This window comes from Sciscionella sediminilitoris (assembly GCF_000737195.2).
Lineage (GTDB): Bacteria > Actinomycetota > Actinomycetes > Mycobacteriales > Pseudonocardiaceae > Sciscionella > Sciscionella sediminilitoris.
This window is the reverse complement of sequence record NZ_JALM01000123.1, coordinates 1-22,952: the sequence shown is the minus strand read 5'-3', so window position 1 is coordinate 22,952 and position 22,952 is coordinate 1. Positions and strand designations below refer to the sequence as shown.

Annotated in this window: 26 protein-coding genes; 9 read left to right on the top strand and 17 right to left on the bottom strand. The window is 69.3% G+C overall.

All coding sequences use genetic code 11. The annotated features are described in order from the left end of the window. Nucleotides 1–4 precede the first annotated feature (4 nt). Entirely contained in the window at nucleotides 5–637 is a 633-nt protein-coding gene (locus AD72_RS32400; protein ID WP_031470453.1) for an alpha-ketoglutarate-dependent dioxygenase AlkB, read from the top strand. A gap of 10 nt (nucleotides 638–647) precedes the next feature. Next, complete coding sequence (locus AD72_RS36915) at nucleotides 648–815, top strand: hypothetical protein (RefSeq protein ID WP_156365478.1); 168 nt, start codon at nucleotides 648–650, stop codon at nucleotides 813–815. Nucleotides 816–833: 18 nt separating this feature from the next. Here the strand turns inward: AD72_RS36915 and AD72_RS32395 are convergent, their stop codons facing one another. From AD72_RS32395 to AD72_RS32385, 3 genes are read right to left on the bottom strand one after another with little or no spacing between them, the layout of a single operon-like run. Continuing rightward, a complete protein-coding gene (locus tag AD72_RS32395) occupies nucleotides 834–2,108 on the bottom strand; it encodes an RNA polymerase sigma factor (protein WP_031470452.1) in 1,275 nt (424 codons plus the stop codon). Nucleotides 2,109–2,158: 50 nt separating this feature from the next. Then, nucleotides 2,159–2,539, bottom strand: coding sequence for a YciI family protein (locus AD72_RS32390; protein WP_231645097.1), 381 nt, complete (start codon nucleotides 2,537–2,539; stop codon nucleotides 2,159–2,161). A 29-nt stretch (nucleotides 2,540–2,568) separates the two neighbouring features. Continuing rightward, nucleotides 2,569–2,997, bottom strand: coding sequence for a YciI family protein (locus tag AD72_RS32385; protein WP_031470450.1), 429 nt, complete (start codon nucleotides 2,995–2,997; stop codon nucleotides 2,569–2,571). Between the two features lie 278 nt (nucleotides 2,998–3,275). Here AD72_RS32385 and AD72_RS32380 point away from each other — a divergent pair, with 278 nt between their 5' ends. Further along, nucleotides 3,276–4,316 (top strand): LLM class F420-dependent oxidoreductase, encoded by a 1,041-nt coding sequence (locus AD72_RS32380; protein WP_031470449.1) that lies wholly within the window; start codon nucleotides 3,276–3,278, stop codon nucleotides 4,314–4,316. Here AD72_RS32380 and AD72_RS32375 read toward each other — a convergent pair. Beyond that, the gene (locus tag AD72_RS32375; RefSeq protein ID WP_031470448.1) at nucleotides 4,279–4,818 is read right to left on the bottom strand and encodes a DinB family protein; all 540 of its coding nucleotides are present in this window, start codon (nucleotides 4,816–4,818) and stop codon (nucleotides 4,279–4,281) included. The genes AD72_RS32380 and AD72_RS32375 overlap by 38 nt on opposite strands. 8 nt (nucleotides 4,819–4,826) lie before the next feature. Between AD72_RS32375 and AD72_RS38280 the strand changes: the two genes are divergently transcribed. Continuing rightward, a complete protein-coding gene (locus AD72_RS38280) occupies nucleotides 4,827–5,396 on the top strand; it encodes a DUF6918 family protein (RefSeq protein ID WP_425480794.1) in 570 nt (189 codons plus the stop codon). Between the two features lie 81 nt (nucleotides 5,397–5,477). Here AD72_RS38280 and AD72_RS32365 read toward each other — a convergent pair whose 3' ends face one another. Genes AD72_RS32365 through AD72_RS32355 form a run of 3 tightly spaced genes read right to left on the bottom strand, consistent with a single transcriptional unit; the run spans nucleotide 5,478 to nucleotide 8,274 of the window. After that, nucleotides 5,478–6,317 (bottom strand): siderophore-interacting protein, encoded by an 840-nt coding sequence (locus AD72_RS32365; protein ID WP_051899249.1) that lies wholly within the window; start codon nucleotides 6,315–6,317, stop codon nucleotides 5,478–5,480. A gap of 38 nt (nucleotides 6,318–6,355) precedes the next feature. Next, a complete protein-coding gene (locus AD72_RS32360) occupies nucleotides 6,356–7,006 on the bottom strand; it encodes a response regulator transcription factor (protein ID WP_031470445.1) in 651 nt (216 codons plus the stop codon). Next, entirely contained in the window at nucleotides 7,003–8,274 is a 1,272-nt protein-coding gene (locus AD72_RS32355) for a sensor histidine kinase (RefSeq protein WP_197285141.1), read from the bottom strand. Before AD72_RS32355 ends, AD72_RS32360 begins: the two co-directional genes overlap by 4 nt. A 265-nt stretch (nucleotides 8,275–8,539) precedes the next feature. Between AD72_RS32355 and AD72_RS32350 the strand changes: the two genes are divergently transcribed. After that, on the top strand, nucleotides 8,540–9,187 hold the full coding sequence (locus AD72_RS32350; protein ID WP_031470443.1) for a GOLPH3/VPS74 family protein: 648 nt from the start codon (nucleotides 8,540–8,542) through the stop codon (nucleotides 9,185–9,187). A 10-nt stretch (nucleotides 9,188–9,197) separates the two neighbouring features. Here the strand turns inward: AD72_RS32350 and AD72_RS32345 are convergent, their stop codons facing one another. The 3 genes from AD72_RS32345 to arc all read right to left on the bottom strand — a co-directional run bounded on the left by AD72_RS32345 (nucleotide 9,198) and on the right by arc (nucleotide 13,484). Continuing rightward, the gene (locus tag AD72_RS32345) at nucleotides 9,198–10,592 is read right to left on the bottom strand and encodes a WS/DGAT/MGAT family O-acyltransferase (RefSeq protein ID WP_031470442.1); all 1,395 of its coding nucleotides are present in this window, start codon (nucleotides 10,590–10,592) and stop codon (nucleotides 9,198–9,200) included. A gap of 105 nt (nucleotides 10,593–10,697) precedes the next feature. Next, entirely contained in the window at nucleotides 10,698–11,612 is a 915-nt protein-coding gene (locus AD72_RS32340) for an aldo/keto reductase (RefSeq protein ID WP_031470441.1), read from the bottom strand. Nucleotides 11,613–11,615: 3 nt separating this feature from the next. Beyond that, nucleotides 11,616–13,484 carry a proteasome ATPase gene (gene arc / locus AD72_RS32335; RefSeq protein ID WP_031470440.1) on the bottom strand — a complete coding sequence of 623 codons (1,869 nt, stop codon included), beginning with the start codon at nucleotides 13,482–13,484 and terminating at the stop codon, nucleotides 11,616–11,618. 343 nt (nucleotides 13,485–13,827) lie between these two features. On the opposite strand from arc, the gene AD72_RS32330 reads away from it, so the two are divergent. Beyond that, on the top strand, nucleotides 13,828–14,538 hold the full coding sequence (locus AD72_RS32330) for a hypothetical protein (RefSeq protein ID WP_156365477.1): 711 nt from the start codon (nucleotides 13,828–13,830) through the stop codon (nucleotides 14,536–14,538). Nucleotides 14,539–14,565: 27 nt separating this feature from the next. Here the strand turns inward: AD72_RS32330 and AD72_RS32325 are convergent, their stop codons facing one another. Next, the gene (locus AD72_RS32325; RefSeq protein WP_031470438.1) at nucleotides 14,566–15,402 is read right to left on the bottom strand and encodes a tRNA (adenine-N1)-methyltransferase; all 837 of its coding nucleotides are present in this window, start codon (nucleotides 15,400–15,402) and stop codon (nucleotides 14,566–14,568) included. Between the two features lie 23 nt (nucleotides 15,403–15,425). Further along, nucleotides 15,426–16,535: a site-2 protease family protein gene (locus tag AD72_RS32320; protein ID WP_031470437.1), complete on the bottom strand. Its 1,110-nt coding sequence runs from the start codon at nucleotides 16,533–16,535 to the stop codon at nucleotides 15,426–15,428. Nucleotides 16,536–16,670: 135 nt separating this feature from the next. Here AD72_RS32320 and AD72_RS32315 point away from each other — a divergent pair, with 135 nt between their 5' ends. Both AD72_RS32315 and AD72_RS32310 read left to right on the top strand, forming a co-directional pair. After that, on the top strand, nucleotides 16,671–17,555 hold the full coding sequence (locus tag AD72_RS32315) for a RecB family exonuclease (RefSeq protein ID WP_031470436.1): 885 nt from the start codon (nucleotides 16,671–16,673) through the stop codon (nucleotides 17,553–17,555). Nucleotides 17,556–17,563: 8 nt separating this feature from the next. Further along, on the top strand, nucleotides 17,564–18,334 hold the full coding sequence (locus AD72_RS32310; protein WP_031470435.1) for a thioesterase family protein: 771 nt from the start codon (nucleotides 17,564–17,566) through the stop codon (nucleotides 18,332–18,334). Nucleotides 18,335–18,338: 4 nt separating this feature from the next. On the opposite strand, the gene AD72_RS32305 is transcribed toward AD72_RS32310, so the two are convergent. The 3 genes from AD72_RS32305 to AD72_RS32295 are packed head-to-tail and all read right to left on the bottom strand — an operon-like array spanning nucleotide 18,339 to nucleotide 20,323. Next, entirely contained in the window at nucleotides 18,339–19,163 is an 825-nt protein-coding gene (locus tag AD72_RS32305; RefSeq protein WP_031470434.1) for an arylamine N-acetyltransferase family protein, read from the bottom strand. A 42-nt stretch (nucleotides 19,164–19,205) separates the two neighbouring features. Then, nucleotides 19,206–20,048 carry an ATP phosphoribosyltransferase gene (gene hisG, locus AD72_RS32300; RefSeq protein WP_031470433.1) on the bottom strand — a complete coding sequence of 281 codons (843 nt, stop codon included), beginning with the start codon at nucleotides 20,046–20,048 and terminating at the stop codon, nucleotides 19,206–19,208. An 11-nt stretch (nucleotides 20,049–20,059) separates the two neighbouring features. Continuing rightward, nucleotides 20,060–20,323, bottom strand: a complete 264-nt coding sequence (locus tag AD72_RS32295; RefSeq protein ID WP_031470432.1) for a phosphoribosyl-ATP diphosphatase — start codon at nucleotides 20,321–20,323, stop codon at nucleotides 20,060–20,062. A gap of 46 nt (nucleotides 20,324–20,369) precedes the next feature. Here AD72_RS32295 and AD72_RS32290 point away from each other — a divergent pair, with 46 nt between their 5' ends. After that, nucleotides 20,370–21,263 carry a phosphotransferase family protein gene (locus AD72_RS32290; RefSeq protein WP_031470431.1) on the top strand — a complete coding sequence of 298 codons (894 nt, stop codon included), beginning with the start codon at nucleotides 20,370–20,372 and terminating at the stop codon, nucleotides 21,261–21,263. Here the strand turns inward: AD72_RS32290 and AD72_RS32285 are convergent, their stop codons facing one another. Both AD72_RS32285 and AD72_RS32280 read right to left on the bottom strand, forming a co-directional pair. Further along, entirely contained in the window at nucleotides 21,264–21,905 is a 642-nt protein-coding gene (locus AD72_RS32285; RefSeq protein ID WP_037348107.1) for an HAD family hydrolase, read from the bottom strand. A 64-nt stretch (nucleotides 21,906–21,969) separates the two neighbouring features. Further along, nucleotides 21,970–22,952, bottom strand: a 983-nt coding sequence (locus AD72_RS32280) for a vitamin B12 dependent-methionine synthase activation domain-containing protein (RefSeq protein ID WP_031470429.1), incomplete at its 5' end; no start/stop codon positions are given.

Genomic DNA, 22,952 nt, shown 5'->3' with positions numbered 1-22,952 from the left:
TGTTATGACGGCGATGTTGCAGGGTTCCCTGTTCGGCACGGAGGAAGCGGTCGGCCTGCGGCCGCTGGAGCAGGCGCGGCGCACCGAACTGGGCGACGGGGCGTGGATCGACCTGCTTCCCGGCTGGCTCAGCGGGGCGGACGAGGTGTTCGACCGGCTCGCCTCGGATGTGCCCTGGCACGCCGAGCGCCGGGTCATGTACGACCGGGTGGTGTCGGTTCCCCGGCTGCTCAGCTTCTACGAGGAGCACGACGAGCTACCGGATCCCTGCCTCGGCGACGCGCGCGCCCTGCTGACCGCGCACTATCTCGACGAGCTTCGCGAACCGTTCTGCACGGCGGGACTGTGCTACTACCGCGACGGGGCGGACAGCGTGGCCTGGCACGGCGACACCATCGGGCGCGGCGCGCGGGAGGACACCATGGTCGCGATCCTGTCCGTCGGCGCCCCGCGCACCCTGCTGCTGCGGCCACGCGATCCCGGAGTGGGTTCGCCGGTCCGCCGTTCGCTCGGACACGGCGATCTCGTCGTCATGGGCGGGTCCTGTCAGCGGACCTGGGAACACGCCATCCCCAAGACGTCTCGCGCGGTCGGCCCCCGGATCAGCATCCAGTTCCGGCCGCGCGGCGTGCGATAGGAGCGGGGAGATGGCCGGGATGCCGCTGACGACCGGGCGATGGCGGGTCGTCGATGTGGACCTCTGGGACAGCGATGCCGTCGATCTCCTGGAACCCGGTCTCATCGAGTTCACCGGCGAGGGGGCGGGTGGTTCGGTTTCCACGCCCTGCCCTCAGGACACGGACATCTCCGAATGAGCATCACCAGGCCCCGCCTCAGACCGTGCTCTCCGCCCGCTCGCGCATCACCGCCCGCTCGGCGGCGTTGCCGGTCAGTTCCGCGGCACGCGCGAATTCGGCACGGGCCTCCGCCGCCCGGCCGAGTTTCGCCAGCAGATCCCCGCGCACACTGGCGAGCAGGTAGTAGTCCCGCAGCGCGGGATCGGAACGCAGCTCGTCCACCAGCCCCAGACCGGCCTCTGGTCCGTAGGCCATGCCGAGCGCCACCGCGCGGTTGAGCTCCACGACCGGCGAACCGGTCCGGCGAGCCAGCTGCTCGTACAGGGCGGCAATACGCGCCCAGTCGGTTTCCTCCGCGGTGACGGCGCGCGCGTGACAGGCGGCGATCGCGGCCTGCAGGGTGTACGGGCCTGGTTCCGCGGCCAGTTCCACCGCGTGGCCGAGTGCTTCGAGGCCCCGGCCGATCAGTAACCGGTCCCATCGTCCGCGATCCTGATCGAGCAGCAGGACCGGCTCACCCCGCGGTCCGAGCCGCGCAGCCGTCCGGGAACCCTGCAACTCCAGCAGCGCGATCAGTCCGTGCACCTCCGGCTCTCCGGGGAGCAGGGTGGCCAGCATCCGGCCGAGCCGCTGCGCCTCCTCGCACAGCGCGGGACGCATCCAGTCATCGCCCGCGGTCGCCGAATAGCCCTCGTTGAAGATCAGGTACACCACCTCGAGGACCGAATCGAGCCGGTCGTGCAGCTGCTCCTGGCCCGGCACCGTGAACCGCACCCGCTCCTTGGTCAGGGTTCGCTTCGCGCGGACGATCCGCTGCGCCATCGTCGATTCGGACACCAGGTAGGCACGGGCGATCTCCTTCGTGCTCAGCCCACCCAGCATGCGCAACACCAGGGCGACCCTGGCCTGCGGTGCGAGCACCGGATGGCATGCGGTGAACACCAGCCCGAGCAGATCGTCCCCGAAATGCGCGTCCAGTGTGTCGTCCGGTTCGCCGGGCTCCTGCTCCAGATCCCGGCCGAGCTCCCCGAGCTTCGCGGCGAACCGCTCGTCCCGGCGGAAGCGGTCGATGGCGCGCCGCTTCCCGGTCGTCATCAGCCACGCCCCCGGATTGTCCGGCACCCCGGATTCCGGCCACTGTTCGAGCGCCGCGACCAGAGCGTCCTGGGCGAGCTCCTCGGCGAGACCGACATCGTGCACCATCCGGGCCAGCCCGGCGATCAGCCGGGCCGACTCGATGCGCCACACGGCGTCGATCCGGGCTCGGACGCGCGCACGCGCGTCCGAGCCCGGTGCTTCCGATTCGCTCATGCGGTCATCTCAGCAGCACAGCGCACCAGGCGGCAACCGGCTTACCGGCCTCAGCCCTCCAGCGCGGTGAGGCCGAGTTCCTCGAACTCGTAGATCCGCCGGATCTCCAGCCGCGCGGCACCGTGCGCGTCCAGTTCCGGCCAGCCCTTGACCCATTCGATGGCCGCGGCGAGCGAGGGAGCTTCGATCAGGCTGTAGCCCGCGATGAGCTCCTTCGTCTCCGCGAACGGCCCGTCCAGCACCCTCGGTTTCCCGCCGTCGAACTCAACCCGGGCGCCCCGCGCGCTCGGATGCAGCCCGTCCCCACCGAGGAACCGCACACCTTCCGGGGTCTTGCGGTTGAACTCCTCCATCGCCTCGTACAACTCCTGCTCGGGCTGCACTCCGGTCTCGGTCTCCTCGTCCGCCTTGCGGATCACCATGAATCGCATCGCAGTCCTTTCCGGTGCCGGTTCCCCGGTCACCGCCCCTGGTTCTGTTCGACGACGGCCGCGCGCAACCGCTCCTCCTGTGCACGGATCTCCGGTGAGTAGTTCTGCTCGAAGTCCTCGGCCTCGAAGATCTGCCGGAGCTCCACGACACCACCCTCCCCGGGGCAGCGCCTCGCCCATTCGAGCGCTTCATCCCAGTCCTTGAACTGGAGCAGCCAGAAACCCGCGATGAGTTCCTTGCTCTCCGCGAACGGACCGTCCACCACCGTCGGCTTCCCGTCACCGTCGAACACCACGCGCTTGCCCCGCGAACTCGGGTACAGCCCCTCGGCCGCGAGTAGCGCACCGGCCTTCGCCAGTTCCTCGTTGTACGCCCCCATCCGCGCGACGTCCTGCTCCGAAGGGAGCTCCCCGGCCTCGCTGTGCTCATCGGCGTGCACGAACATCAGGAATCGCATCTCGCCCTACCTTTCGTTGTGGCCCGTCCCCAGTGGCCGGGCCCGGATACCAAGGCGTCGAACGGGCCCGATCCGGATCGACAGGTGCACCGGAAATCACCCCGAACAATTCTCGGTGACCTGCATCACGCCCGCATACGGGATCCTGCCGCCCCGGGAGCAGGTCGGCAATGCCCGCCCGCCCGTGGTGAGCGGCGCGATGTTTCCAAGGCAGGCATGGTGGGTTAGCGTGACGAACAAACCGACTGGAACGTATGTAGAGCAGTAAGGGTGATCCGATGCGCTTCGGCATGGCAATGAGCTACAGCGGTGGGTTCTCCGAAGCGGTCGAGGAGATGAGCGCCCTCGAACAGGCGGGACTCGACATCGCGTTCGTCCCCGAAGCCTATTCCTTCGACGCGGTCAGCCAGCTCGGCTATCTCGCAGCCCGGACCACCCGGATGGAGCTCGCCTCCGGGATCTTCCAGATCTACACCCGGACCCCTTCACTGACCGCGATGACCGCGGCCGGGCTGGACTTCGTCAGCGACGGCCGGTTCGTACTCGGCCTCGGCGCCTCCGGCCCGCAGGTGATCGAGGGATTCCACGGCGTGCCCTACAACGCGCCGCTCGGCCGTACCCGCGAACTGGTCGAGATCTGCCGCAAGGTGTGGCGCCGCGAGCGGCTCACCTACGACGGCAAGTACTACCAGATCCCGCTTCCCGCGGACCAGGGAACCGGTCTCGGCAAGCCGCTTAAGCTGATCAACCACCCGGTGCGGGACCGGATCCCGGTGCTGATCGCCGCGATCGGCCCGAAGAACGTGCAACTGACCGCCGAGATCGCCGAGGCCTGGCAGCCGATCTTCTTCCTGCCGGAGCGGGCGAACGAGGTGTGGGGCGAGTCCCTGAGCAAGGGCAAGCAGAAGCGCGATCCCGAGCTCGGTGAGCTCGCCGTGCACGCGAGCGCGACGCTGGCCATCGGGGAGGACGTCGATCACCTGCTCGAGGCGGTGAAACCGGCGCTGGCACTCTACATCGGCGGAATGGGCGCCAAGGGCAAGAACTTCTACAACGACCTCGCCTGCCGCTACGGCTACGCGAAGGAAGCCGAGCAGATCCAGGACCTCTACCTCGCCGGGAACAAGGAGGCCGCCGCTGCCGCCGTTCCGGACGAACTGGCCAGGAACATCTCGCTGATCGGCCCCCGTTCCTTCGTCAAGGAGCGGCTCGCGGCCTTCGCCGAGGCCGGGGCGACCACGATCCACCTGACGCCCATGGCGGGCACCACGGCGGAAAAGGTCAAGCTGGTCGAGGCGGTTCGGGAGCTGAGCGACTGACCTCGCGGATATCGCGCACGTGATGGACTCCCTCGTGCGCGGCCTGACGGACGAGCCAGCGGGTCCCGCGCACCTCGCCGGGTAGCCGGCTCGCCGTCCGGTCCCAGTCCCGCACCCGTTCGATCTCGGCGAGGCATCCGTCCACGGCTGCCTCGAGCTCGCCGAGCACCGCCTCGGGAATCGTCCCCGCGTACTGGAATCGCGCCGCGCGCAGGTCGTTGAGCATGGGTTCCAGTACCGGCCGGTCCTCGGTCCTGGTGCGGTAGAGCCGGATCGTGGACGTGACGTAGACGTCCCGCAGATGGCAGGCGTATTCGAGCGCACACCAGATCCCGGGCTCCGGGCGGCGGCGCAGCACCGGCGCGGGCGTCGCCTCGAGCGCGGCCCGGGCGTTCACCGGCACCTCCCCGATGATCCGCACGGCCTCCGGTACCCCGAGCTCGGCATAGGAGAGCGCGCACGGGGCGCAGTGGAAGTCCTCGGCGGCAAGCGTGCCCAACACAGTAGGAGATGCTACCCAGGCGAGCTTGGGTATCCCCCGAGGACACGATCGGGTGCCGACCCGCTATGGTCACCCAACGCTCAATAGAGCACGCGAACAAGCACACGAAAGGAATAGACTCGGTGCCAGAGGATCTTCGTACGCAACTGGTCGATTCGCCGCAGTACCCCGAGTTTGTTTCAGATTGCCGCCAACTCGTCGACGACGAAGTGGCCTCGAAATCGGGAGCTACGGGACTCACCGTGAAAAGCGCCTACAAAATGGTGCAGAAGCTCAAGCCGAACATGATCGACGAGGCCGTCAAGGACCTGCTCCCGGAGCTGACCAGCCGGCTGCAGCCGTTCTACGCCGACTACAAGTCCGCGGGCAACGGTGCGGGTCTTTCCAGCTACTTCGAGTCGAGGCAGGACGAGATCTCCGAGGCGCTGCTCGGTCTCACCGACGACCGTGCCGAGCGCAGCAACCGGGGCACCATCAAGAAGGCCTACGGCATGCTGCGCCCGCAGGGCAAAAAGCACGTCACGGTCGCGGTCCCCAAGCTCGGCGAGCTGATCGCCAAGCACACCGGCACCAACTGAGACAAACGACGTTCGGGCGGGAATTCGATCACCGAATTCCCGCCCGAATGCTTTCTCCCCCGCGAACCGTGGGTCGGTGCGCTATTCGATAGCGCTGCCGAGCTTCCAATATCCGGAGAAATAGATATCCCCCTTCGGGATCCCGCGCTCACCGACGAGGTGCCTGCGGACCCCGCGCACCATCGCCGACTCCCCCGCGAGCCACACGTACGGCCTTCCGGGGCGCAGTTCGGCCCGCCGCAGTGCCTCGAGCAGCACCGCGGGATCGCCGGGCGCGGCGCCGGACCTGGTCACGACGTCGATCTCCACCTTCGCCGCACTGTGCAGCGGTGGCACATCCGCCCGCGTTCCGACTTCGAGGACCACGTGCGCGACCGCATCCGGGTCGAGGCCTTCCAGGATCGCCGCGATCGCGGGAAGCGCCGTCTCGTCCCCGATGAGCAGCGAATAGTCCGCTTCCCTCGGCGGGGCGTATTCCCAGCCGCCGATCTGCGCGCAACGCGCGTTCGGGGCCAGCAGCGCGACCCGGTCCCCCGGCCGCGCCGACTCGATCCAGGAACTCGCGGGCCCGCACGGCTGGTCACCGGTCTCGTGCAGTACGAACTCGATCCAGGCCATCCGCAGCGACCGGTCGAACCGCCGGATGGTGTACGTGCGGATCGGCGGGCGATGTTCGGCCGGGATCGCCCGGTAGTCGTGGAACCATTCCCGTCCGACCGGCACCACCGGACGGTCCTGACCGGGCAACGGGAAGAACAGCTTGACCCGCTGGTCCCGGCCCGCACAGGTCATCTGGTCCAGATCGGGCGCGGTGAACGCGACACGACGCAGATGCGGCGTCACCTCCTCGATCTCGGCGACCTCGACGTCGAACAACACGAACGGCATATCGGGCGCGCGCACATCGACCGGGGTGGTCATCGATCACCTCCAGCAGGCTCGGACTCGGTTAGGTTAACCTAACCTACCAAACCGGCCTGGTGTGCGAGCAACCCCGCCTGGGTTCGATTCGCGCAGTCGATCTTGACGAGCATCCGCGAGATGTACCCCTTCACGGTGGCCTCGGAAAGGTAGAGCCGACCGGCGATCTGTGCGTTGGACATCCCCTCGCCGAGGCAGGTGAGCACTTCGAGCTCGCGCTCGGAGAGCGCGCCGAGCTGGTCCCGGGCCCGGTTCCGCGCCTCGTACTCGCCGCTGGAGTTGCCCACGAGGCGTGCGGCCGCCGAGGGGGAGAGCACGGTGTGCCCGTCCGCGGCCACCCGCACGAGGTTGATCAGATCCTCCGGAGGGGTGGATTTCACCAGAAATCCGGCGGCCCCGGCCTTGAGGGCGCGCAGCACGTAGGAGTCCGCATCGAACGTGGTGAGCGCGACCACCGCGGGCGGAGCGGCGAGCGCGGTGATCCGTTCGATCGCGGTGAGCCCGTCCACTCCGGGCATCCGCAGGTCCATGAGCACCACCCGCGGCTCGGTGCGCACCACGACCTCCACCGCCTCGGCGCCGTCCTGCGCGGTGCCGAGCACCTCGATGTCCGCCGCACTGCCGAGGATGGTGCGCAGGTGGGCGCACACCATGGGCTCGTCGTCCACGACGACGACACCGATCGTCATACCAGCTCCTTCGCCTTCTCGGTCGGCACATAGGCCGGAAGCACCGCCTCCAGCAGGAATCCACCCTCGCCGTCGGGCACCGCATCGAGGCGCCCGTGCACCAGCTCGACCCGCCTGCGCAGCCCGCGCAGCCCGGATCCGGAACCGGTCGCGGGCAGTGGATTGTGCGCCACCGCGGACGGCGCGGCGTTGCGTACCCGCAGACGCAGCCGTTCCCGTTCGTAGTCCACCGTCACCTCGGTGCGGGCACCGGGCGCGTGCTTGTGCACGTTCGTCAGCCCTTCCTGCACGATCCGGTACGCGGTCCTGCCGACCACCGGGGAGACGTGCGCGCGGCTACCGTTCTCCGTGAGGGACACATCCAGGCCCACCGCCCGGGATCCCTCCACGAGTTCGGTGAGCGAGGGCGGCCGGGCGCCGTCGTCCGTGACCCGGTCCCGTTCCTCGGCGGGCGAGCGCAGCACCCCGATCAGATCGCGCAGTTCCTCCAGCGCCTCGCAGCCCGCGGCGCGCAGTTCCTCGGCGGCGGCACGGGTCTGTTCATCCCCCGCGGTCACCCCGAGGGCACCCGCCTGCAGCACCATCAGGCTCAGCCGATGGGTGACCACATCGTGCATCTCCCCCGCCAGCTTCACCCGTTCGTCCGCGCGAGCCTGCTCGGCGAGCAACTGGCGCTCCCGGTCCGCTCGCTCGGCCCGTTCCCGCAGCGCGTGCACGGTGCGCACCCGGTATCCGAGGAACAGCCCGAGCAGCGTCGGGGCCGTCGCCATCAGCACCCCGGTGGCCAGCGTGGACCAGTCCAGCGCCCACACCCGGATCGCGAGCACGTTCAGCAGCGCCAGCATCGGGATGATCAGGTACCCGAACCGGCCGCGCCAGCCGAAGTACGCCAGCGTCCAGCCGATATGCGAACAGGCGATGTTGATCCAGATATTGGTGCCGTTGGTCATCGGCGGCACCCAGGAGGGGAACAGCAGCGAACAGCCGAGCCCGAGCAGCGCGGTCCCCAGCAGCGCGAGCATCAGCCATTCGCGGGGCACATTGGGTAGGAAGATCAGCACGCTGACGGCCAGCTGCAGCACCATGATCGCGATCGCCGGGCCGTAGCCGTGTTCCGGACGCCAGGGCACCCCGACCGCGCCGAAGAATTCCGCGCCGACCGTGCACACCATCAGCACCGGCCAGACGTGCACCGCGAGGATCGCCGCCAGCACCGCGGCCAGACCGAACCTGTTCCGCATGTACGGCAGCCCGACTCCATCACACACGCCGCTGACGCTACCCGCTTCCCCGGTCGTCACCACCCGAAACCATGCTCCGGTCGCACGGAATGACAACGAAAGTTGCCTCCACCGACCACCATTGCGGCTCACGCCAGAGGGCCCCGATGCGGTGAACTCATTCGGTATGACGACCACACCCACGGGCCGCGCGCTCGCCGAGAGCGCAGCCGCGGGACTGCTGCGCGCGGTTGCGCCGTGGTACCCGGTACCGAATCATGTGCCGTGGTCCGACGACAGGGAGGAATCAGACATGAGCAAGACGTTGCCGCAGCAGCTCTACCTACTCAGCTACAACGTGGACAAGGGCAAGCTGAGCAACGGCCAGTTCCGCGGGCACCTGATGCGTGCCGCGGCACTGGCCGAGCTGACCATCGACGGCTACCTGACCGACGCGGACGGGAAGGCGATCGCGGATCCGGGGAAGCCGCCCGCCGACCAGTTCCTCGCCGAGGTGCTCGCGGACAGTCCCGCCGAACGGCCCCGGTCCTGGCGGTCGCTGGTGCGGCGGCGCACCCGTGCGGCCGAGGCGACCGTCCGCTCCCAGCTCGCCGCCGAGGGCACGATCACCGTGACCCCGGCACGCGTGCTCGGCCTCTTTCCCCGGCACGAGGTCACCGTCACCAGGGATTCCGAGGTCAGCACCCTGCGCGAGACCGCCCGGCGCCCGGTGCTCAACCAGCTGGACCCCGCCTCGGTGCCCCAGCGTGAGGCGGCGCTGGCGGTGCTGGCCGCGGCCGGAGAGCTGAGCAGTGTGTTCTCCCGCGCGGAGCGCCGCGAGCACAAGCGGCTGATCCGCGAGCTCGGGGACAATCTCGGCGAGGCGGCCCCGAGCCTGCGCAAGGCTATCGCCTCGATCCGGGCCGCCATCGCGGCGAGCGCGGCACACGGCGGCGGTTAACCCGGGACCGCTAAGCAGCAGCGGTCGCCTTCTCCAGCTCCACCAGCGCCGTCTCCAGGTGTCCGAGCAGCCGCTGCAGGTGCGGCACGCTGCGCCGGCAGCCGGTGAGGCCGAACGAGAGCCGATCGGCGTAACTGACGCAGGTGATGTTCAGCGCCTGGCCGTCGTAGGGAATGGAGACCGGGTACAGGCCCTCGAGCTCGGCGCCGTTGTAGTAGAGCGGGCGCCGCGGCCCCGGCACGTTCGAGATGATCAGGTTGAACGGCGGCCTGGTCAGCTCCGGGACCCCGGGAATCGGCTGCAGCGCGAGCCCGCCGACCGCGAAGGCCGAGAGCAGCAGCACCTCGAGCGGGCTACGTCCGGAGAAAGCCTCTTTACCGCTGGCCATCGAGGCGGCGATCCGCTCCAGCCGGGTCGCCGGATCGGTCGCATCCGTGGCCAGCTCGCACAGCGTGCCGCCGATCGCGTTGCCCTGCGCGGAATCGTCCCGCCGGATCGACACCGGGACCGCAGCGACCAGCGGTGACTCCGGCAGCGCGTCCAGATCGAGCAGATAGTGCCGCAGCGCCCCGGAACACATCGCGAGCACCACGTCGTTGATCGTCGTCCCGGTCGCCTTGCGCACCGCGTTCAACCTGTGCAGCGGCCAGTCCTGGGCGGCGAACCGGCGCGCCCCGGTGATCGGCACGTTCAGGATGCTGCGCGGTGCCTGATACGGCAGCATCTCGGCGGGTTCGCGCAGCCCGCGGCGGATCTTGCCGGCCAGCGTGGGACCGAACCGGGCCAGATCGCCGACCGCCCTGACCACCTCGTTCGCCTGGCTGCTCAGCCGCTGCGGCAGCTCGGTCAGCGTGCTCGCCGTCGTGCGCTCGGGTTCCCCTGCCGGACGGGGGCGGGCCTGGAAAGGCGCGGTCGCGGTGTCCGCCTGCGGGTCCGAGGTCAGCGAGCGCTGCAGCAGCCGAAGCGCCGAGACGCCGTCGAGCAGTGAGTGGTGCACCTTGGTGTACACCGCGAATCGATCGTCCTCGAGCCCTTCGATCAGGTGCATCTCCCACAGCGGACGATGCCGGTCGAGCAGCGTTCCGTGCAACCGGGACACCAGCTCGAGCAGCTCGCGCACCCGGCCCGGCTTGGGCAGCGCGGAGAGCCGGACGTGGTACTCCAGGTCCAGATCGCCGTCCTCGACCCAGGCGAACTGACCGAGGCTGTTGACCGGGGCGCGCGGGGTGCGCCGGAACATCCTGGCGACCTCACCGGTGTTGATCAGCTCGCGGTGCACATCGCCCACGTAACCGGGTCCGGCGTCCGGGGGCAGCCGGAACAGTTCGAGCCCGCCGACATGAATCGGATGCTCGCGCCCCTCGGCGAGCAACCACATCGAGTCGTTCAGCGGCATGATCGACATCCCGGCCCCTCCTCTGCGCGATTCCGGGTTGATGAACCCGAACGTGGTAACACGAGTAGGTGAAGTGAATCACATCTCGTGCGGATTATCGTGGCCGGGCCGCGGTCAGGTCCAGGTCAGTTCCGCCCGTTGGGACCAGTAGCGCTCCGGGTCCTCGGCAAGGTCCTCGCGGAGGTCCGCGCCGAGCCCGGCCGCCCGCAGATTGCTGGTCAGCTGCCCGGTACTCGCCGGACCGAGCAACACGCGATCGGCCCACGGCCGCGCGAGCGCCGCGGACAGGGCGATCACATCCGGATCCGTGTGCTCCCGCTCGGCGGCCGCGCGCACCGGCTCCGGGGGATCCACCGCGAGCCTTCCGTTCGCCAGCGGCTCCTTGACCAGCACCAGCGCACCCGAATCGTGCGCTTCGGCGAGCGCGGGACCCACCGAGGGTTCGAGCAGGTTCCACGTCGACTGGACCGCGGTGAACAATCGTGTGCCGTCCACCTCGAGCGCCAGGCCCCTGCGCACCGCATCGGCCTGGCGTGGCCCGGAGGTGGAGAAGCCGAGCCGAACCCCCTCGGCGGCCAAGTCCGCGAGTGCGCCGAGCACACCCGGGTCCCCAAACAGCGGGCTGTCCACGGTCAGCGAGTGCACCTGGTAGAGATCGAGCCGGTCGCCGAGCAGTTTCCGGGTCTCGGCGAGCTGCTCGCGCAGGCGGGTGAGGCTGTGCTCCTTGACCTCGTGCACTTCGGCCGTACGCCGCCAACCGCCGACGTAGGTGTAGCCCCATTTGCTGGACACGGTGACATCGCGGTGACCGCGCTCGCCGAGCCAGGAGGCGAGGAATTCCTCGGCGAGGCCGTACGAACGGGCCGCGTCCACCCAACGGACACCCGCCGCGTACGCCTCGTCGAGCACCGCGAAGGTGGCCGACCGCATCGCCTCGACGGTGCGGTCGGCCGGAAGTGCTCCTTCGCGTCCGAGATTGAGGTAGGCGGGCCTGCCGAGGGCGGCGAGCCCGATCGCGAACCGATCCACTCCTTAAAGGTACTGACCGGTGTTGTTGGCCGTGTCGATCGCCCGTCCGGACTCGGCGTTCTTCCCGGTCACGAGGGTGCGGATGTAGACGATCCGCTCCCCCTTCTTGCCGGAGATGCGCGCCCAGTCGTCCGGGTTCGTGGTGTTCGGCAGATCCTCGTTCTCCGCGAACTCGTCCACGATCGCGTCGAGCAGGTGCTGCACGCGAAGGCCGGGCTGCTTGGTCTCCAGCACGGCCTTCACCGCGGTCTTCTTCGCCCGCGCCACGATGTTCTCGATCATCGCGCCGGAGTTGAAGTCCTTGAAGTACAGCACTTCCTTGTCCCCGTTGGCGTAGGTCACCTCGAGGAACCGGTTCTCGTCGCTCTCGGCGTACATCCGGTCGACGGTGTGCTGGATCATCGCGTCGATGCAGGACTGCGGATTGCCACCGAACTCGGCGAGGTCGTCGGCGTGGATCGGCAGCGACTTCGTCAGGTACTTCGCGAAGATGTCGGTCGCCGCCTCCGCGTCCGGGCGCTCGATCTTGATCTTCACGTCCAGCCGGCCCGGCCGCAGGATCGCCGGGTCGATCATGTCCTCACGGTTGGACGCGCCGATCACGATCACGTTCTCCAGGCCCTCGACGCCGTCGATCTCGGCGAGCAGCTGGGGAACGATCGTGGTCTCCACATCCGAGGAGACACCGGAACCGCGGGTGCGGAAGATCGAGTCCATCTCGTCGAAGAACACGATCACCGGAGTACCCGCCGAGGCCTTCTCCCGCGCCCGCTGGAAGATCGTGCGGATGTGCCGCTCTGTCTCCCCGACGAACTTGTTGAGCAGTTCGGGGCCCTTGATGTTGAGGAAGTAGGACTTCGCCTCCGCGGCGGCGGTCGGGTTGTCCGGATCCGAGCTCTCCGCGGTCTGCTTGGCCAGCGAGTTCGCCACCGCCTTCGCGATCAGCGTCTTACCGCAGCCGGGCGGACCGTAGAGCAGCACGCCCTTGGGCGGGGTGAGCTCGTACTCGGTGTACAGATCCTTGTGCAGGAACGGCAGTTCGACCGCGTCCCGGATCTGCTCGATCTGGCGGAACAGGCCACCGATGTCCTCGTAGCGCACATCCGGGACCTCCTCCAGCACGAGATCCTCGACCTCGGCCTTCGGCACCCGCTCGTAGGCGTAACCGGCCTTGGTGTCCACCAGCAGCGAATCGCCGGGCTTGAGCAGATCGGCCTCGATGGACTCGGCGAGCAGCACCACTCGCTCCTCGTCGGCGTGCCCGACGATCAGTGCCCGGTGCGGCTGATCCTGCTCGATCGGGGCCAGCACCTCACGCAGCCCGCACACCTCGCCGACACGTTCGAAGGAGCCCGCCTCCACGACGGTCAGCGCTTCGTTCAACCGCACCGATTGCCCGAGCCGGAGGCTCTCCCCGTCGACCGCGGGCGAGACGACGACGCGCATCTTGCGCCCCGAGGTGTACACGTCGACCGTGCCGTCCTCGTGCCTGCCGAGGAAGACGCCGTAGCCGCTCGGCGGCTGGGCGAGCCGGTCGACCTCCTCACGCAGCGCCAGCAACTGACTGCGGGCGTCACGCAAGGTGTCGACGAGCTTCGTGTTGCGCTCGGTCAACTGGTTGACCCGCTCGTTCGCCTCGGCCAGCCGCTGTTCGAGCGCGCGCGACTGACGCGGGGACTCGGCGAGCCTGCGTCGTAGTTGGTTGATTTCCTCTTCCAGGAGCCGGACCTGCGCCGCAGGGTCCCTCGTGGTCGAGGCGTCTGGGGTCGGGGACGTGCTGGATCCGGCGAATTCGCCGACCTCGCCGTCCGCGAACTGATCCTCGGGGGAGCCACCGTCTTCGTAGTGGCCACCGGTGCGGTCGTGCTGCATATCGGCAACCCTCCTCCCGCTCTGTTTTCCCCTACGGTACAAGCGATCACCGACATCCCGTGAGTACCAAATGTTGCCGGTGTCGTCACCGCCCAGTTGGCGAGACGATGCCGCGAGGTCATTCGCGGTGCACTGCGGGGCACAGAGCCGTATTCACGGCTCCTGCGGGCACGGTGGATCGGCAGCTGCCCCACCTCGTGGGCGTGTGGCCTTGATCACCTTGTGTTTTCGTTCGATAACAGTTAACGATCCCGCTTCGGCTGAGCTGCGGCGAGGCCTTCGGGACGGCACGATACCGTTGCCCCGCGCAGCCACGCACCACAAGCACAACCAGGGTTTTGCCATGTCCTCGCAGAAACCGGCGACGAATCCGTATCGCACGCCGGAAGCTCGGCAGCACAACGGCGCGCCTTCGGCTGGTGGGCGCCGTAGACGCACCGGGCTCCTGCTCGGCGTCGGAACCGTCGTCGTGGTGCTGCTCGCTGCCTTCGGTGTCGCGGGTTTCGCCTATCCGGGCTGGTTCCTCAACGTGGACGACACCAAGCACACTCCGCGCAAAGAGCCGGTCGTCTCGCAGGGCCCCCGGGACGCGGGCCGCACCGCGGAGGGCACCACCAACACCGCGCTCGACTACCTCAACTCGGGCGATCTCGACGGGTTCGCCTCGCTGTCCTGCGCCGGTCAGCGGGAGGAGATGCTGCGCACGATCGACTACTTCGACCCTCGGCTCACGCCGGGCACGAAGGCGGAGGTCGACCGTATCGAGGTGCAGTACGCCCTCGAACAGGTCGGCATGCGCGGCAGGAACCAGGCGGTCGCGGACATCAGCGAGAACTTCGACAATCTGCCGAAGGACTACGACAAGCTCATCCCGCAGGACCGGTTCTCCGGCCAGATCTCCCTGCAGCGCAAGGGCGGCCAGTGGCAACTGTGCGGGATCGAGTTCACCGTTCCCGGGGATGACTCCGCCGACTCCGGCGAGGGGCCCGATCAGGACATCGGACCCGCCCCGGATCAGGACGAGCCGGATACCACGCTCCCGCCGACTTCCTGAGCCCCCTCGGCACCCGGTACGGCGAATTCAGCGCAACTGGCGGCGGCGACCCTGCTTCGGCGGGGTCACGCCGTCCGCGAGCCTGCGCGTGGTGAGCAGGAAGGCGGTGTGCGCGATCATCCGGTGCTCCGGGCGCACCGCGAGGTCCACCACGTGCCATGGCCGGATCAGCGATTCCCAGGCCTGTGGTTCGGTCCAGCACTCCTGCGCACGCAGCGCCTCGGTCACCGTGGACAGCTGGGTCGTCGTGGCCACGTAGACCAGCAGCACGCCGCCTTCGACGATCCCGCGCGCCACGGTGTCCAGCATCTCCCACGGCGCGAGCATGTCCAGCACGACGCGGTCGAAAGGCTCGGCCGGTTCGTGCCCTGCGAGGTCACCGACCCGCAGCGACCAGTTCTCCGGCAGGTCACCGAAGAAGGCCCGCACATTGCGTTCCGCGTGCTCGGCGTGGTCCTCGCGCACCTCGTAGGAGCACACCTGCCCGGTCTCGCCGACCGCGCGCAGCAGCGAGCAGCTCAGCGCCCCGGAACCGGCACCCGCCTCGAGCACCCGCGCGCCGGGGAAGATGTCGGCCCACATGATGATCTGCGCGGCGTCCTTGGGGTAGATGACCTGCGCACCGCGCGGCATGGAGAGCACGTAGTCGGCGAGCAGCGGGCGCAGCGCCAGGTATTCCGAGCCGTTCGCGGAGAGCACCACCGAGCCCTCCGGCTTGCCGAGCACCGTGTCGTGCGGGATCTCGCCGCGATGACTGTGGAAACTCTCCCCGGAACGAAGCACCAGCGTGTACTTGCGCCCCTTCGAATCGGTCAGCTGGACCCGGTCCCCCTCGACGAAAACCCCTGTACGCACGCGCGCCATCCTCGCAGACGCCGGTGCCCGGTTCAGCGGCGGCGCTCGTGCAGTGCCGTACGCAGGTCCGCGCGGTGCAGCACCCCGGACGGCCGCCCGTGTTCGTCGAGGACCAGGAACTGCCAGGCCGCCGTGGTGCGCACCCGTTCGATGATGTCCTCGCCGTCCTCGGAGTCCAGCAGCACGTTGCCCGCGCCGACCGATTCCGCCGCACGCTCCGCGGGGGCCTGCGGCGAGTGCGCCGCCAGCTGCTGAGCCCTGGTCTCGTCCAGCAGTCCCGCCGCGATCCCGTCGGCGCGCACCAGCACCACACCGCGGCCCGCGGAAGCGGCGAGCGCGTCCGCGACCGGGCTCTCCGCGGGCAGCTGCAGCACCGGGCGCACGAGCTCGCCCAGGGTGAGCCCGGCCGGCCAGACCGAGCGCACCTCGGAGTCCAGTTCCTCGCGAGCACCGGCGATCACGAACCACGCGGTCAGCGCGCACACCGCGAGCCGTAGCCAGCGGTCCTCACTGTTCGCGAGCAGCCCGGCGATCGCCCAGGCCAGCAGCGCGACCGAGATCGCCGCCGCACCGGCCACCGCGATCTTGGTGCCGAGGGTCCGCCTTCCGGTCAGTGCCCACACCCCGGCGCGCAGGATCCGCCCGCCGTCGAGGGGAAGCCCGGGCAGCGCGTTGAACACCCCGACCGCGAGATTGGCCACCGCGCACTCGATGATCAGCAACCAGGCCGGGCCGCCGTAGGGAACCACGAGCAACAGCGCCGCGAACACCGCGGCGAGCGCCAGAGACACCACCGGACCGGCCACCGCGACAAGGCCCTCCTGCGCGGGACGGCGCGGTGACCGCACCACCTCCGTCGCCCCGCCGAGCAGCGAGAGACGCATCCGGCGCACGCCCATGTTCAGGCGCAGCGCCACGACACAGTGCCCCAGTTCGTGCAGCAGCACCGAAATCCCGAGCAGCACGGCGAAGGTGACCGCGAACAGCGCCGCGGCCACCAGCCCGGTCCCCGGGAGTATCCGCTGCACGATCGGCGTGTACAGGGCCACGATCAGCAGCGAGCCGACCCACCAGGTCGCGGAGAGCAGCACGGGGACACCGCGTACCCGGAACAGCAGCAGGCCGCCGCCATCCGGGACCACTCTCGTCACACTCGCTGATGATGCCACGTACGCAGCCTAACCGCCGAGATGTGGGACGCCCGTCATGCGCTGCACTTCAGGGCACGGCGGCACGCCTGGACGCCGATTGTCGGTGCGGGGGAATAAGGTTGCCGCATGAACACGACGGCCGAGCAGACCGGGGAGACCACGCAGTCCGGGCAGTCCGGGCGCAAGCCGCGGTCGATCGCCCTCTCCCCCTCGCGCGCCGCCGATTTCAAGCAGTGCCCGCTGCTCTACCGGTTCCGCGCCATCGACCGCATCCCGGAGCGCCCGAGCGAGGCGCAGGTGCGCGGCACCGTGGTGCACGCGGTGCTGGAACGGCTGTTCGGCCTCCCGGCGAGCCAGCGCACCCTCGCCACGGCGGCCGAGCTCGTGGACCCCTGCCTCACCGAACTGCTCGAACGCGAACCCGAGCTCACCGAGTTCTTCGACGAGGCGGGCCTGGACCAGTTGCGGCAGTCGGCGCGGCCACTGCTGGAGACCTACTTCGGCATGGAGGACCCCAGCCGCTTCGACCCGGACGCCTGCGAACTGCTCGTGGAAGCCGAGCTGGATTCCGGTGTCCGGCTGCGCGGCTATGTCGACCGGGTGGATGTCGCCCCGACCGGCGAGGTGCGCGTGGTCGACTACAAGACCGGCGCGGCACCACGGGCGGTGTTCGAGGCCAAGGCGCTGTTCCAGATGAAGTTCTACGCGCTGGCCCTGCTCCGGTTGCGCGGCGAGGTGCCCAACCAGCTCAAGCTGATGTATCTGCGGGACGGCGAGGCACTCACCTACGCCCCCGAGGAGGGCGAGCTGCGCCGCTTCGAACGGACCTGCGAGGCGATCTGGGGCGCCATCCGGCGGGCGGGCGATTCCGGGGACTTCCGGCCGAGCCCGAGCAAGCTGTGCGACTGGTGCGAACACAAGACACGCTGCCCCGCCTTCGGCGGCACCCCGCCGGAATATCCGGGCTGGCCGGAGAGCCCGGCCGAACAAGCCGCGATCGAAGTGGACTGAGCCCGCGCATGCCCTTTTTCAAGCAACTCGACGAGAACCGGTTCGCCGCACAATGGGAGACGACCGGCCCCTGGACCGAGGGCGCGCAGCACCTCGGTCCGCCTTCCGCGTTGATGACCAGGGCGCTCGAGGCGGTCCCCGGCGAGCTCGATGCCAGGATCGCCAGCATCACGGTGGACATCCTGGGACCGGTGCCCGTCGGGGAACTCACCGTCTCGGCCTCACTCGACCGTCCGGGCCGTTCCGTGGAACTGCTGTCCGCCCACCTGTCCGCCGGGGACCGGGTCGTGGCCCGGGCCACCGCGTGGCGCATCATCGCCAGCGACAGCGAGGCGGTGCGCACTTCCACGGTGGCCCCGCTGGCTCCGGTCGAGCAGTCCGTGGAGAGCCCGATGCCCGAAGGCTGGGGCCGCGGGTACATCGACGCGATGGAGTGGCGCAGTCTCACCGGGGGCTTCGGTGAACCCGGGCCGGCCGCGCTGTGGGTCCGTCAGCGGATCCCGCTCGTGGACGAAGAGGAACCGAGCCCGCTGCAGCGGCTGATGACCGTCGCCGACTCCGGCAGCGGCGCCTCCAACATGCTGCGCCCGGACCAGTGGTGGTTCATCAACACCGCGCTCACCGTGCACATCCACCGCGAACCCGATGGCGAGTGGATCGGTCTCGACGCGAGCACCACCATCGGGCCCGGCGGCCTGGGCACGGCCCGCTCCGAGCTGCACGACGTGCACGGTCACGTGGCCGGTGGCAGCCAGCCGCTGATGATCCGCCCACGCTGAGCTCCTAGCCCGCGAGGGCGCGGAGAATCCCGGCGGATTCCTCCTCGTCCAGGGCGATCCCCAGGGAACCGAGCAGTTCCGGCATCTCCGCCGTGCTGACGGTGCGTTCCTCGGTGTGCCCGTCCGGGTACTCGGTGGTGAAGGTGTGCCCCAGCAGGCTGCGCACCTGTTCGGCCTCGGTACGGAACACCATGACCCTGCCCACGAACGGCGAGCGCGGGTGCGAGCTGATGAAGTGGTTGGCGAGTTCGAAATCCGAGGGCCAGGCCGGTTCCAGATCGAAGGCGTGCAATGGAATCCAGCCCTGCGGCCCGTGCTGTTCCAGCGTCCAGGCGCCGTCGTGCAGCATCATCCGGTGCGGTTTGCCGGACTGGTCGACCCGCACCCCCTCGGTCAGCCGCATCGGATTCGGCATGCCCAGCCCGAACCCGGCGTCGGCGAGGTATTCCACACCTTCCACGTCGACGATCACGCAGGCATGCGTGCGATATCCGGAGCCCTGCGGCTTCCTCCGGGACAACACCCGCCAGGTCCGGTAACCCAGGCGTTCGAGCACGGCGGCGAACAGCAATACGTGCTCGTAGCAGTAGCCGCCGCGGCCCCGGCGCAGCAGCTTGTCCGCGATCGCGCTCAGTTCCAGGTCCGGCCGCCGCCCGAGCAGCACATCCAGGTTCTCGAACGGGAAGGTCCGCACATGTGCCGCGGTGAGCTCGTGCAAAGCGGCGGCCGAGGGCGGCCTGCGGGACAGCCCGACCCGGTCGAGGTACGCGTCCACATCGACGGCCGCCGTGTCGAACTGCCCCGGAGTCAAGGCGTGTGTCGTCGTCATACCGACCAGCCAAGCACCTCCAGTTAACTGGAGGTCAAGGGGCTACATCCGGCAGGAGCGGATGTCGAAGGCCAGCACCGCCCGCGCACCCAGCGCGGAGAGCTCGTCCATCAGCCGGTTCGCCTCGCCGCGCGGCATCATCGCGCGCACCGCGACCCAGTCCGGATCCGCGAGCGGGGCCACGGTCGGCGACTCCAGCCCGGGCGTGATCGCGATCGCCTCGTCCAGCAGCGCCCTCGGGCAGTCGTAGTCCAGCATCAGGTACTGCTGGGCGTACACGACACCCTGGATCCGCGCGGTGAGCTGGGCGCGCGCTTTGTCATCCACGGCCCCGGAGTGCTCGATCAGCACGGCCTCCGAACGGCAGATCGGCTCACCGAACGCGACGAGTTCGTGCTGGCGCAGGGTACGGCCGGAGCCGACCACGTCCGCGATCGCGTCGGCCACCCCGAGTTGCACGGAGATCTCCACTGCCCCGTCGAGCCGGATCACCTCCGCCTCGACACCGTGCCGGGCAAGATCGTCCCGCACCAGTCGCGGATACGAGGTCGCGAGCCGGCGCCCGCGCAATTCCTCGACGGTCCACTGCTTTCCCGCCGGGGCGGCGTAGCGGAACGTGGAGGAACCGAAGCCGAGGGCGAGCCGTTCGCCGACCGCGGCACCGGAATCGAGGGCTAGATCGCGGCCGGTGATCCCGAGATCGAGCTGCCCGGAACCGACGTAGACTGGAATGTCCTTGGGGCGCAGGAAGAAGAACTCGACCTCGTTCACCTGGTCGATGACCGTCAGCTCGCGGCCCGAGCGCTGCCGGTACCCGGCCTCGGCCAGTACCTCGGCCGCCGGAGCGGAGAGCGCGCCCTTGTTCGGCACGGCGACACGCAACATCGGTTTGGCTCCTACAGGTAGCGGTAGACGTCTTCGGTGGTGAGTCCGCGGCTGAGCATCAGCACCTGCAAGCGGTAGAGCAGCTGCGAGATCTCCTCGGCGAGCGCGTCATCGGACTCATGCTCGGCGGCGAGCCACACCTCGCCCGCTTCCTCGAGCACCTTCTTGCCCTGGGCGTGCACCCCGGCATCGAGGGCGGTGACGGTTCCGGAGCCGGCCGGGCGCTCCACGGCCCGGCTGGACAGTTCGGCGAACAGCTCGTCGAAGGTCTTCACGGGGGCCAAGTCTTTCATGCCGTGTTCGGCGCTAACTTGGGTGGCCATGACCGCCTCGATCGATGACGCCGAGACCGCGCTGCTCGCTACCGCCGGGCTGCGCGGGAATCTGACCGCCCGGCCGCTCGATGGCGGGTACTCCAATCACATGCGAGCGGTCACCGACGGGGAGCGCACCGTGGTGCTGCGGCACTGGAAGGACGGCCCGGATGCGGCCCGGACCGAGCTCGCCGCGCTGCGCGAGGCGGCCGCCGACGGGATACCGGTGCCCGAAGTACTGGCAGCCGAGGCGGACCGGGCCGTGCTCGCCCTGGTGCCCGGTGAACTCGCCTCGACCGTGCTCCCCCGCGCCACCCGGACCCAGGCCGAGGCCATCGGCGAACGGATCGGTGCCGTCTTCGCCACGGTGTGGGCTCGGCCGCGGGAGGTCGCGGGCGAGGCGAAACGTGGTGCGGACCCGCTGGAGTTCACCCCGTGGCCGATCCGGCCCGCGGAGCTGTTCGAGCAGCTGCTCGAACGGATCACCGCCGCCCCGCCCGGCTGGGTGGCCATGGCCGCCGACTACGCCGAGACCATGAACTACCTGCTGCACCGCCCGGTCCGCTCGCACAGCGACGCGAACCCGAAGAACATCCTGTTACGCCGCGAAGGCAAGGATTACACCGTGGCCGCCCTGCTGGACTGGGAGTTCACCTGTGCCGCCCCGCTCGAGCACGACCTCGGCAATCTGCTGCGGTTCGAACGGCTGGGTTCCGTGCTCGGCCCCTTCGGCACCGGGATCGCGCGCGGCAGCGGATGCGACCGCGAACAGATCACCCTCGGCAGGCGCCTGGACCTGTTCGCGGTCGCTGAGCTGTTCTCCCGGGAGAACATCGAGCGGCACGGGATGTACCGGGTGCTCTACGAACTGGCCGAGCGCCAGTTGCGCACCCCGCTGTAGCTAAGCGTGTTCGGCGTGGATCCTGGCCAATTCCGCCGCGTCCACCCCGACGAGCGAGTCACGCAGTACGGTGCGCTCCCCCGGTTCGACGGGCGCGTCACAGGGAACCACCAGCACCACGGCACCCGCCGCCCGCGCGGAACCGCTGCCCGCGGACGAGTCCTCGACGGCGACACACGCGGACGGATCCACGCCGAGCAGCCGCGCGGCCTTCGCGTAGGGCTCCGGATGCGGCTTGTTGAGCCCGTCCACCTCGTCACCGCACACCGTCACGTCGAAGTTCTCCCGGCCGATGGTGTTCAGTGCGAGCTCGGCGGTCTCCCGCTGGGTGGAGGTCACCAGCGCACTGCGCAGGCCGGCCTCCCGCACCGAACGCAGCGCCTCGGCCGCGCCCGGCCGCCAGGGCAGCGGCTGGGCGAAGAGCTCGGCGACACGCTCGGTGATCCAGCTACTGATCTCGGCCTTGCGCTGCTCGGTCGCCTCGACTCCGGCGAATCCGAGCAGCGCGGCCGAGGTGTCGGCCATGTTCGAGCCGACGAGCGAGGCCCGTTGCTGCTCGGAGAGCCGGACACCGTAGTGCTCGGCGATCTCCCGCAGCGGGATGTCCCACAGCTTCTCGCTGTCCACGAGCGTGCCGTCCATGTCCCACAGCACGGCCCGTAGTCCCTGTCCCGTCAACTGGCCCCTCTCCCCTCACGAAACTGCATCAGGTGTTGAAGTACTTCGCCTCTGGATGATGCACGACGATCGCGTCCGTGGACTGCTCCGGGTGCAGCTGGTGTTCCTCGGACAACTTCACCCCGATGCGCTCCGGGTCGAGCAACTCCTCGATCTTGGCGCGGTCCTCCAGGTTCGGGCAGGCCCCGTAACCGAGCGAGAACCGGGCGCCCCGGTAGCCGAGCCGGAAGAAGTCCTCGATGTTCTGCGAGTCGTCCTTGGCCACCGCGGAGCCGTCCGGGAGGGTCAGCTCGGCGCGGATCCGGGAGTGCCAGTACTCGGCGAGCGCCTCGGTCAGCTGCACACCGAGCCCGTGCACCTCGAGGTAGTCGCGGTAGGCGTTGGTCTCGAACAGCTCCTGGGCGTAGTCGGCGATCGGCTGGCCCATCGTCACCGTGGAGAACCCGACCACGTCCACCTGGCCCTTTTCCTTGGCGAGTTCCCGCGGGCGGAAGAAGTCCGCGAGGCACAGGTGCCGGTCCTTGCGCTGGCGCGGGAAGGTGAACCGGAAGCGCTCGGGCGCGTCCGGATCGGCCTCGGTGAGCACGACGAGGTCGTCCTTCTCGGCCACACACGGGAAATAGCCGTAGACCGCTGCCGCGTGCTGCAGGATCCCGTCGGTGGAAAGCCGCTCGAGCCAGTAGCGCAGCCGCGGGCGGCCCTCGGTCTCCACCAGGTCCTCGTAGCTCGGCCCTTCCTTGCCCTTGGTGCCGCGCAGGCCCCACTGACCGAGGAAGGTGGCGCGCTCGTCGAGCATGCCCGAGTAGTCCGCGAGCGGAACACCCTTGGAGATCCGGGTTCCCCAGAACGGCGGGGTGGGCACCTGGATGTCGGTGGACACGTCGGAGCGCTCCGGGATCGGGCCCGCCTCGGCCTCCTCTTTCTCCCGGCGCTTCTCCGCGATCCGCTTGGAGCGCTCGTGCCGCGCCTTGCGCTCGGCGGCCTTGGCCTTCTCCTCCTCGGAGATCTCCG